This window comes from Borrelia duttonii Ly, assembly GCF_000019685.1.
Taxonomy (GTDB): domain Bacteria; phylum Spirochaetota; class Spirochaetia; order Borreliales; family Borreliaceae; genus Borrelia; species Borrelia duttonii.
This window is the reverse complement of sequence record NC_011224.1, coordinates 1-11,226: the sequence shown is the minus strand read 5'-3', so window position 1 is coordinate 11,226 and position 11,226 is coordinate 1. Positions and strand designations below refer to the sequence as shown.

The 11,226-nt window shown below is 25.3% G+C and carries 10 protein-coding genes; 5 read left to right on the top strand and 5 right to left on the bottom strand.

Annotation, left to right across the window (positions count from 1 at the left end):
* The 3 genes from BDU_RS04340 to BDU_RS04330 all read right to left on the bottom strand — a co-directional run.
* Positions 1–843, bottom strand: an 843-nt coding sequence (locus tag BDU_RS04340; protein ID WP_012537735.1) for a hypothetical protein, incomplete at its 3' end; no start/stop codon positions are given.
* Between the two features lie 128 nt (positions 844–971).
* Positions 972–1,565: a hypothetical protein gene (locus BDU_RS04335; RefSeq protein WP_012537734.1), complete on the bottom strand. Its 594-nt coding sequence runs from the start codon at positions 1,563–1,565 to the stop codon at positions 972–974.
* 549 nt (positions 1,566–2,114) lie between these two features.
* Entirely contained in the window at positions 2,115–3,014 is a 900-nt protein-coding gene (locus BDU_RS04330) for a P12 family lipoprotein (protein ID WP_143705839.1), read from the bottom strand.
* Between the two features lie 302 nt (positions 3,015–3,316).
* Between BDU_RS04330 and BDU_RS04325 the strand changes: the two genes are divergently transcribed.
* The 5 genes from BDU_RS04325 to BDU_RS04305 all read left to right on the top strand — a co-directional run bounded on the left by BDU_RS04325 (position 3,317) and on the right by BDU_RS04305 (position 8,975).
* Positions 3,317–4,099: a hypothetical protein gene (locus BDU_RS04325; RefSeq protein ID WP_012537732.1), complete on the top strand. Its 783-nt coding sequence runs from the start codon at positions 3,317–3,319 to the stop codon at positions 4,097–4,099.
* A 239-nt stretch (positions 4,100–4,338) separates the two neighbouring features.
* Positions 4,339–5,172 carry an FAD-dependent thymidylate synthase gene (gene thyX, locus BDU_RS04320; protein ID WP_012537731.1) on the top strand — a complete coding sequence of 278 codons (834 nt, stop codon included), beginning with the start codon at positions 4,339–4,341 and terminating at the stop codon, positions 5,170–5,172.
* Positions 5,173–5,396: 224 nt separating this feature from the next.
* Positions 5,397–6,215, top strand: a complete 819-nt coding sequence (locus BDU_RS04315) for a hypothetical protein (protein WP_012537730.1) — start codon at positions 5,397–5,399, stop codon at positions 6,213–6,215.
* Positions 6,216–7,299: 1,084 nt separating this feature from the next.
* On the top strand, positions 7,300–7,596 hold the full coding sequence (locus BDU_RS04310; RefSeq protein ID WP_041177800.1) for a hypothetical protein: 297 nt from the start codon (positions 7,300–7,302) through the stop codon (positions 7,594–7,596).
* 383 nt (positions 7,597–7,979) lie between these two features.
* Entirely contained in the window at positions 7,980–8,975 is a 996-nt protein-coding gene (locus BDU_RS04305; RefSeq protein ID WP_012537729.1) for a hypothetical protein, read from the top strand.
* Between the two features lie 426 nt (positions 8,976–9,401).
* Here BDU_RS04305 and BDU_RS04300 read toward each other — a convergent pair whose 3' ends face one another.
* On the bottom strand, positions 9,402–10,253 hold the full coding sequence (locus BDU_RS04300; RefSeq protein WP_012537728.1) for a complement regulator-acquiring protein: 852 nt from the start codon (positions 10,251–10,253) through the stop codon (positions 9,402–9,404).
* A 243-nt stretch (positions 10,254–10,496) separates the two neighbouring features.
* Positions 10,497–11,226: complement regulator-acquiring protein (locus BDU_RS04295; protein ID WP_041177799.1), on the bottom strand; the 730-nt coding region annotated here is incomplete at its 5' end.

The window sequence follows — 11,226 nt, the reverse complement described above, 5'->3', positions numbered from 1 at the left end:
AAATAATATATAGTTATTATATATTTTATCAATCGTATCAATTGCTGAATCTACATTATATCTTACACTTTCTAGATAAGATTTATATCTGTTGTCTAGCCTTATTTCTTCTTTCAATAATTCCTTATCTTCCCAAGAGTCTTCATTATCTTCCCAATAGTATTGATCATAATCTTCTTCCTCTACTATATCAGTGTATGCAATAGTATTTGAGCCTGAAATATGTTTTGGCCCTAAATCAGAGTCTATAGTAAAATTAACTTCAATTGCATTGCTTTCAATAGTCTCCTTTAATTCACCACTCTCTCCATTAAGAGAAGTTAATACTCCATTAACCATTCTTGAATGACTATCTAAATTGTATCCTGTTGAAATTTCAGTGATTGAATTTTTACTCTCTACATCCTGATATTTTTGTTTTTGTATATCTTCTTTACTAAATTCAGATGTTGTATTTGATAATATAACATTTAAATCTTTCTCATTAAGAAGTACATCATTTTTTTCAAGACTGTCTTTAAGTACTAATCCCTTTTGCATATGTGCATTATCACGTTTCACATCATATTGAAGACCACTAGTTATATCATCTGATAATACATCTTGTGCTAAATTACTATTAGCAGATTTCTTACCACTAGTAGATAATCTTTTTTTGACAATTTTTCTTTTTTGCTTCGGAGACCTGACATTTTCAACAGATTGTCCACTAGTATCCAAGACAGCATTCACCTTATCAAATAAAATTAGAGATTTTTCTTTAATTTTATCGTCAAAAATTAAATCACAACTGATAAAACTAAAAAGTAATCCCAAAGACAAATATCTAGTTTTGAATTTCATTTTTCTCTCCTTTAAAGTTAATATTTAACATTAAATTTACATCAATTGAATAAAATGTAAAAAAATCCTTTTCCATATAAATACAACTTTAAATTTATCTCTTACTGTAAACTAAAACATTAATATTATTAATGCGAATTTCTATATTCATAACACACACCTTTAATATCATCAAATACTTTATCTTCAGGATCACCACCAACAAAAGGCGACTTAGCAGATCGAACAGCAGATGGCCCAGAAGATGGAGGATTTAAAAACATAAAATAATTATCAAAAACACTAGCAAGTCTTACCTCAATCCTATAATGTTCTTTTGCATCCATACCAAGATCTTCATCTCTACCCTCTACATTAGGTGAATTATCTCTACCATATTTAATATATCCAAGCAGTTCTTTAACTTTACCCTTATCATGCAATTTTAAGAAAAACCTTTTAACATACTCTTCCACTTTAGATAAATCGCCTTTTAAATAAATATTAAAATGAGCTGCACTGGCACGTGTTTTTGGTAATTCATCTTTTAATGCATCAATAAAAAAAGTTAATATACCAAGTTCATCATTATTAAGTTTAAGATTGTCTTTCCAATCAGATTTTAAATCAATATTTTTTAGGTCTTGCAATAACCGAGATTTATTCTTAGTTTTCAATAAACCACAACTTGCAAAACAAATTATACAAAATATCAATACAACTCTGCTATACACAAAATTCATCCTATCGTACCTCCAAAATACAAAATTAATTTATTAGTAATAAACATATGTCACTATTACTAATATTCACAATATGTATAACCTAATTCTATCTTTTGTACAGAATATTGCTCAAAAAACGAAATTTTAATCATAACTACAATGAATTAAGGAGTCCAAGATTTTAGTCAAAAGTAAAAATAAAAAACAATAATAAAAATAATCAAACGATATTGATTTAAAAAATTCAATATCGTTTTCCAATCATAAACACTCTTAACTCCTTCAAGGATCCTATATTCATATAAAAAATAACCTGTCATCACTTTTTATTGTTAAATTTCTGATAATAAATTAACAGATTACTACAGGCGCCACAGAAACTACTTGAACTCTTTCTTCTACCATACCATTTGTTTACTTTACTTAATCATATATACTGTTAAAATACTTTTTCTCATATTCACTTCTTAAATAAAACCTAAGAGAGTCTCCTTTCAACAAGAAGACTCTCCTTTTAAATACTATTGTTAAAAATAATATTTATACTATTACATATTTTTTTATCTTTTAAAACCCTCCAAGAACAGATTTTGCATTTTCAATAAGTTCTTCTATATCTTTCTTTCTTCCCATTACTTCACCTATCTTAGAAGAAGCAGATTCTAATTGCTTTAAAGAACTTTCTGCTTCACTTCTCGACCTTCTAGCTATTGCATCAATATTTCTTTTTCTTTCCCAGGAACTCCTATGTTTATTTTTTAATCTTTCAGTAATAGCTTCTTTCAAAGTCTTTTGTGATTTCTCAAAAAAATACTTTGCAGAGCTTCGATCATTAAAGCCACTATCAACTTTAATCATAAGCATATCAATATCATTTCTTTCCTTATTCAACTGATTGTAAACTTGAATTAGTTCCTGTTTCTTTATCCTAATATTCCTATTTAAAGGACGATAACTTCCTATTTTACTTTGAAGTTTTAGGAATATATCATAAAAACTAGATTCCAATTGTGCATACTCATCCTTAAGTTTACTTGCCTCCTCAATCAATTGATCAAAATTAGAATTCCCAAGAGCACTTTTTACATCATCAATTTCTTTTTGAGCTCCTTTTTCGTCATCAGTATCTGGCATTAAATCTTCTTCCTTTATCTCTATCTTTTCCTCTTGATTATAAGGATACCATCGCAACACTGGAATTTCAGAATTAACAGGCTTCATAGTTGCCACAGGTTGTCCTACACCTGGAACAACTTGTTGCATTGTTTTATGCCCCTCAAAACCAATGATAACATCTTCTTGATCTTTTTGATTTTCATCTTTCAAATACAAACCTTTATTATTTTTGTTTTCATCTAAAAATTTTTCTCTTGCTTCAAGTAACAAACTATTAAGAACATCAAGATCACATGATAACAAGAATAACAGTGCCAACATAAATGCTGATAATAAAACATTTTTCTTCATATTTCCCTCCTTGACTATGAAATTATTCAATTACTAAGTTTAAATATCGGAATAAAATAATTATCCAATAATATATACCATTTATTCCAAATATCAAAAATAAATTTATAAAATTATTTCACTTAGTGCCAATTACAAACCTTAAAAAAGTCAAATGAATAATATGCTTCATTAATGGTGATAATAATATTAAATTATATTATTATAGATGTAATATATTATGTTCTATATAAAAAATGCTATGTATTATAACATAAATGCCAAAATTGTTTTTTATCACTAGAACATAAAGGAGTTAATTAATGAAAAGAAGATATTATTTGCTAATATGTACACTTAGTGTATTGATGATGTTATCTTGTAAAAATGGAAGAAATAATTCAGAAGCCACAGATAGTATTTTAGCAAGAGATCAATCAAATGAAGCTGAAACTAAACCAACAACTCCAGAAGAAGCTTATTTTGAATTGGAGATAGGCGTAGAACTACTTAAAGATTCATTAAATTTCAAACCAGAAGTATTTGACGAATATAGCTTTAAAGACATTTTTGAAATAGCCTTGGGAGAAAGGAATACTGAAGAGTTTAGACATAGTGTTTATTACAACTTAAAATATGATACTCAAACTTTAAATAATTTAAAGACAATAGCAGATATTTTAATGTCAAAATCTAATTCTGATGTTAAGAATTTTGTACTTTTAATTGAAAGTTTATCTCATTTGCCAAGTTATGAATTTGAAGTGATAGACGAACAAGGCAAAATCTTAAATAATAATACCTTAACTGCACTTGCATCTAGCAAAGATTTAGAGGGACTTAATGAACTTGCTGATATGTTATACAATATGATTTTACAAAGAGAACAAAGATTTTTGATAATTCAAGAAATAATAAAGGATGCATCAAAATCTGATACTAAAGAAATACTTTTAAAAAAAATAGAACCACTTATAAAGTTAGATGTGATGCTGAATGATAAAAATTGTAATAATGTTAAACTTTGTCTTGATAGTAAAACATTATCTGACTTTCCTAATAAAATTTCAGATAAAGTTAATAATTTAATGCAGCAAATGAAATAACATATTATTTCTTGGCATTGTTAATATTATTCATATTAAAAACAATTTGTTTAATGAGAAAAGGATAGTAATTAATGCTATTGATAAATAATTAATAATTCATTGATATTACAAAGTAAAAATTAAATTTGCCCAAAACATTTTTTTGTTAAAAAAATATGGAATGATTTATATAATGGTATATATTGTATAATCTCAGTTGTATGCAGTAAATATGTGTAAGTTTATGGGGTTGTATTTTGAATTTTAAAATTGAAAAAGAAAATCTGTTAAACATAGAACATAAAGTATTAGATAAAGGTTTTATAAAACTTGTTGATTTTATGGGTAGTGATGAGAGAATAATTCAAGCTGCAAGAATCTCATATAGAGGAGAGAGCATTAAGAGAGAAGACAGAGAACTTATTGATTATTTAATCAGAAATGAACATACAAGTCCATTGGAACAAGTAGTTTTTACATTTTATGTAAAAGCCCCAATATTTGTTGCAAGACAATGGATGCGACACAGAACAGCAAGGATTAATGAAGTTTCTAGTTCTTATAGTTTAATTAGAGAAGAGTTTTATGTGCCTTTAGAAGAGAATATGAATACACACAATGTTACAGATAATCAAGATAATAAAAAAACTGAATGTGAATTTAGAGAGGAAATATTAAATAATTTAAAGGAAAATCAAAAATCTTCTTACAAGTTATATCAAAACATGATAAATCATAATATCTCAAAAGAAATATCCAGAATTGTCTTGCCTTTAAGCTTATATACCGAATGGTATTGGCAAATTGATTTAAATAATCTCTTTCATTTTATAAAATTAAGATCGGCCTTAAATGCATCAAAAGAAGTTGCTGAGCATTCATCTAAAGAAATGCGTGAATATGCTAAAGTATTACTTGAGATTATAGAAAAAATTGTCCCTATTGCCACTAAAAGTTTTAAAAATCATATCTTAAAAGGTTGTAAATTATCTTATGAAGAGATAGTTGCAATTGCTGGTGCTCTAGATATAAGTAAACTTAAATTAGATGCCAATGCATTAAAGAGATTACAAGATAAACTGAATATTTAAAGCAAATTGCTTTTATGATGATATTTATATAATACCCAAGTTGTTTTAAAGTAAAAAATAATATAAGATTAAACAAATAAAATGTTAATAATTTGCTTAATTTTTACATATGGAAAAGATGTATAGAAGTTTACTGATATATTTTTAAATAATTTTACAAAGAAAATAATAATCTTTGGTATTTTTAAAAATATATTTGATGATTTAATCATAAAGGAGTAGTTTTGATTAGTAAAATGTTTAAAGTAATATTTGCATTTAATTTGTTAATTTTATCACTAATGTTATCTTGTAAAGAAAGACAAGATAATCAAAATGAAATAACAAATGAACAAATAGATGAATCAGAATTTTCTGAAGGTTTTAAAACACCAGAAGAAGCTTATCTGGAATTACAAACAAGTCTTAATAAACTCAAAGAATTTTATTATTACAGATCTGAAAAATTTGATAAAGCGCAGTTTACTAGTTTGTTTCGTCAAATTTTAATTGAACAAAATTGCCAGCCTCAATATTGTGATATTACGAATTTTGAAAACAAGGTTTATATTAGTTTCAGATTTGATATTAAAATAATGAAACAATTGAAACTGATATTTGAAAAATTGTTATTAATACCTGCTGAACAAGGTGAAACACATTATGTTGAAGGCACACTTAAGAGTTTAAAAATATTTGCGAACATAATACATGGAGTTATAGATGAAAATGGTAAAATTTTAAGTAATGATAATTTAGTTTCAATTAAGAACAGTAATGATATAGGGGGCATTGTATCTATTAAGAACTACATAGATGATATGTACTTAGAAATGGATAAATTTTTAAAGTTATTTGAAAATATGATAACAGAATTAATAAAACTTGACACTATAGAGGATATTAGAAAAAAAATGAATCCATTATATATGTTAGCACATGGCCTAGCACATACTAAGGCAGACAACACAAATCCATTTTTCGTTATCTTTAGTGATATAACGAATTTAAGTAATAAAATTGAGGATAGAATCGTTGATTTAATACTATTTATGGATAATTAATAGTTCAATTGATAATTGCATTACAACTATATTGCAAAATTATCTCTATATAAGAGAGGTATTTATAGATATAAGCTAGCAAATTGATATAAAGTCAAAATTTTAGCACGTTCAAATATAGGTATATAAATTATACTTTTTTATTATTATTTAAATATTAATAGTTTTAATATTAATAATATTTATTATCTAATTTTAATTTTACTTGAATATTGTTTAATATTGAGTTGCAAATTTTATATTATTTAAGTATAATAAATATTACAGGTTGAGCCACCACCTGATCCAGTTTGCGTATTTTAAATGTTGATTTAAAGATGCAGGCTGGCTTTTTTTGTTATACATATTTTATATATTGCTTTTAATTATGAGTACCAAATATTTATTTAAATTAAAGTATTCATTTACTCATATTGTTGTTATTTTTAAATAATGGTATACACTTAAGTATAATTACAAGAAAATTTATATAAAAAGGATGTTATTAAAATTTTAATAACCAATAATATTAAGCAAAATAGTATTTGGTTGTAACAATTGATAATGATTCACATATAGTAATAGTTATAAAAATGTATTGTGTCTTATGTTGTATAAATATAAAGCATTAAATGTTATAATGTATTACTAACTTTGATTTACAAATAAATACCAGTCAATACTTTTTAAAAAAAAAGGAGAGCTGGATCAGGTGGTGGCTCGGCTTTTATTTTTATGAATCATATATTTAATGACTTTTGTAAAAATATCATAAAATGATCTAGCTCTTAATTATTTATTATTTAGATTTTAAATAAATTTATTATAATATTAACTATAGCAATAATAGTTAGAATTATTAATAAATTGCTTTTACTTAAAACAATAAAATTAATTGTTTATTCATTATCTACTTGTTATATAAAAGGAGATTATTTAATAATGAAAATATTTATATTATTTTTTATTGTAGGTATTTCAAATTTGTTTATTGGATGTTCTCTAGATAGATCGGTTGAACCAACAAAACAAAAAGAGTATGCAAATTAAGCAAAAGATCAATCAAGAAACTTGTGAACCATTTAGTTTCTAAAAATTAGATTTTGTGACATATGAGGTATATAGTAAAAATGTAAATTTACATTCCCTTTTAACTGAAAATACAAAAAATTTACGTATAGTACTAATAAATAAAGCAAATCATCTTTACAATAATTTGGTAAAAAATATCAAAGACTTTATTTTGAACTTGAATAAAGGTCGCAACTTACTTGCAAAGCGCAAAGTGAATCTCACTAACTATAATAATGTTTTACTAGATAAATCCAAATTGGCTTCTGGAATTATGATAACAAATTTTAATGATGATGGTATTAAGCTATTCATAAAGAAATTTCTCTGATATATATTGACGAGTAAATTTTTTTTGTTTATTAAGTATTTATAACTACTATCTTCAATTAAATTATAAAAAATAAAAAAATTATAATATAATTATTAGCCAATTTTATATGATTAACGTATAAAACTGGCATTTTTAATAATTATATTATATGATGCTAATGTAAATCGTGCAAACTAAATATTTATTATTAGAAATTTTGAATACAAAAGTAAAATTATAATAAAACCAAAATAATTTAAATTTTGTATTCTTTTTTAAATGAAGGAAAAAATGGAGGTAAGTTTAGAATAAGTATTTTGATATATTTTAATAATATTAATATGACATAAGTTTATTATATTTATGTGTTGTAATGCTATAGGCATCAAAAAGGAGAATATATGAGAGAAGTTAAAATTAATTTATATTTATTTGTTATTATAACAATATCTTGTAAATCAGGTGATTATGTAGATGGCCAAGAAAATAAAAAAATAGATCTGTCATCAAAAAAAATAGTGACTCCTGCAAAAAAGGTAATAATCCCTCCCCCTGTCGTCATACCATCCTCTGCTTTACCTGTAATTAAAACAGAAATACCAAAGCCAAACCCACCAGTTCAAAACTATAATGCATTAGACTCCAAAAATAAAGCTTATATTAGATTAAAGAAAAGCATAGATCAATACAAGAAACAATGTAAAATTAACCCTAATCGGACTATAAAAAATACTGAGGAAATTGAAACACTTATAAAATCATTATCAGATTATGAAAAAACAGAAGAGTATAACTATATTTATACCTCATTAGAAAATGATGATCATATTATTGATAGCCTAAAAAAAGTGCTTGAGAAACTGTCTAGTATTTATTGGTACCCACCAAGATATAATAATGAAGCAAATATTACTTATTATGAAGATGATGAAGAAATACCAAAAGCAACATATAAGCATTATCATGAACAAATGATGGTAAAATCAACAACTAAAATAAAACAACCTAAAACCAAAAAATATACAGGCCTACTTCTAAGTTTACTTAATAAATTATTTGATATGACATTTTTTACTAATAATCTTTTATATAAATGTTTACACGACAAAAACTTAGCTCGTTTTAAATCTGCAGAAGAGATTAATAAAATATACGATCAATTAAATGATATAATGAATAAAAGAAAAGATGTTATTTTAAAGTTTAAGGATCAAATATTGTTGGCCGAAAAACATATTGACGAAGTTAAGATGGTTGATGAAATTAAAAAGATAGTTGAACCGGGAAAAGAGGTTTATTCTGCATATAAAGCTATGTATGAAGCTGCTGATGGAATCTGGGAGTTAAAATATAATTTAGGTTTTATGCCCTTTGATAAAAATATTATAATATACTAAAAAAATATTATAATATAATAATTTTATTATATGATGAGTAATAGCATATGACAATATTCAAGGAAACTAATTCCCACATATTGTCATAAAAAGGTCAAGCCACCCATCAGCCTAAAAATGCTCAGCTGATGGTTAAGTTGTTTGTTTTGAATGGACGAAGCACAAATTTTAAAACTTGTTAAATTATATGCATAATATAATATGTAATAAGTATTACAATGTAATATGTATTATATAAGATTAATTATTATTTGTACAGTAAAAAGTATAAAAAAACAAAATTTATATAAAATAATATATTGTTTGGGTGAACAATAAAATATGCTTTGTCATTTTGTAATTTTATGTTTAATTGCAATAAAAATAGAGAGAAAAAAGTTATTTCCTCTCTATAAGATTTGAGTTATTTGTAAAGTTTTATTTTAATTATTTTAATATAGTTTGAATATCATCGACTGCCTTTTTAATTTCAGCAATTTTATTTTCAAATATTTCTTTGTATTCAGTATTTACACGCTTTACTAATGCTTGACTATCTTTTTGTATGTCACCAGTATTAGAATCATATTCAGAAATAATGCTATCAACAGAACTGATCCATTGTTTTCGAAAACTATCAATTAGATCAAGATTTTTCTTAATATCTTTTAGTTCCTTAAGAATTAAATTATCTAAATCTTGATCCTTATCATCAATACTAATTATTGCATTTTCAAATTTTCCTTGAACAAAATTCATTCCTGTTTCTAATATTGTTTTTGCAACGACTCGATCACACTTTTCTACCTCGTTCATTATTGTTCCAAATTTTCTAAGCCTATCTTCATTCCATTCTAAAGATGCATAAAGTTGTTTTCTTGCAAGCGTATTTTCAGCAGATTGAATGTTTCGTTTGTTGTTATCCTCTATTAAAAATTTAAATACTCCCCATTTCATCCCATACTGTTCATTATCTTCAATTTTGTTGCTGTATTTTCTTAGCACCTCTATTTCCGTTTTAACTTTTTCTTTTATTAAAGCTATAAGTTCTGTTTTCTCTTTATCACTTTGTAAATTTTTTTGCACATCTCCATTTACCTCATCATCTTCTTCTGATTGTATTAGTTGTGAATAGGCATCAATTAATTGTGGAATAAGATCTATTTCTTGTGATTTTGATGCACCATCCCTGTGACCCGCACCACCATATCCGTCTTCTTTGTTTAAAGGTCTACATCCAGCCATTATAAGTGTTATTAAAAATAAAATAAAAATGTTTGTAAAAAAATTTTTTCTCATAAATATTCTCCTTCCTTAAAGTTATTATATCATAAAAGATAAATTATAATAATCATTATTATATAATAATATATATCATATTGTTCAAAAACCAATATAATTTATAAAATAATTTATAAATTTATTTAGCATTTATATGTATAAATGTTTACAAGTTGTACATAATAAAATGGAAGAGAAGCTCTGCCTCTCTTCCGTAATTTGAAAATTTAATATTTAATATATTTATTTATATTATTGTACTTATTTTAATATTTGCTTAATATCTTCCCCTAACTTTTCACTACTTTTAATAAGCCCAGAAAGAGAATTAGTGTATTTTGGAGTTAGGTAATCTACCAAATTTTTTACAGTAGTTTTGATGCTATCTTTATCATCCTTATAATCTTTAATTAAATCAGCTACAAATGTTGTCCAGGTAGTTCTTGCTTCTTCAAGTTCTTTTACTTTATCATTAAGTTCATTTATTTTTTCAAGGCTTAGAGTATTAAGATTATCTTTTTTGTCTTCTATTTCTTTAAATGAAACCTGAATTACTCCCTGTACTTTTTCTCCTACCCCTACAAGATTTTTAGGCCAAGTATCTTTATAAGTTGCATTTTTACCTATTTCTGTAAGCACTTCTCCAAGGCCTTCAATTGTTTCTTTTTTCCAGCTCAAAGACCCATAAAATCTATATCTTGTATCTTGCTTTTCAGCATCATCATAAGTTTTATTCTTGTCATCCTTTATTAATTTAAATACAGTGTCTTTTAAACCATATTGAGTATCATCAGGCTCTTTTTGACCTTCGTTTACCTTTGCTTCTGCTGCAACTTTGTCTTTAAGTTCAGTTATTATATCCGCTAGTTGTTTAGCCTCATAATAAACATCATTATTAATATCAACATTATCAACATCAAAAGGTTTTGGACTATTTGATGGACCATCACCGCTTGTTTTAGCGCTTGCACCATCTTTGTGACCACTAGTT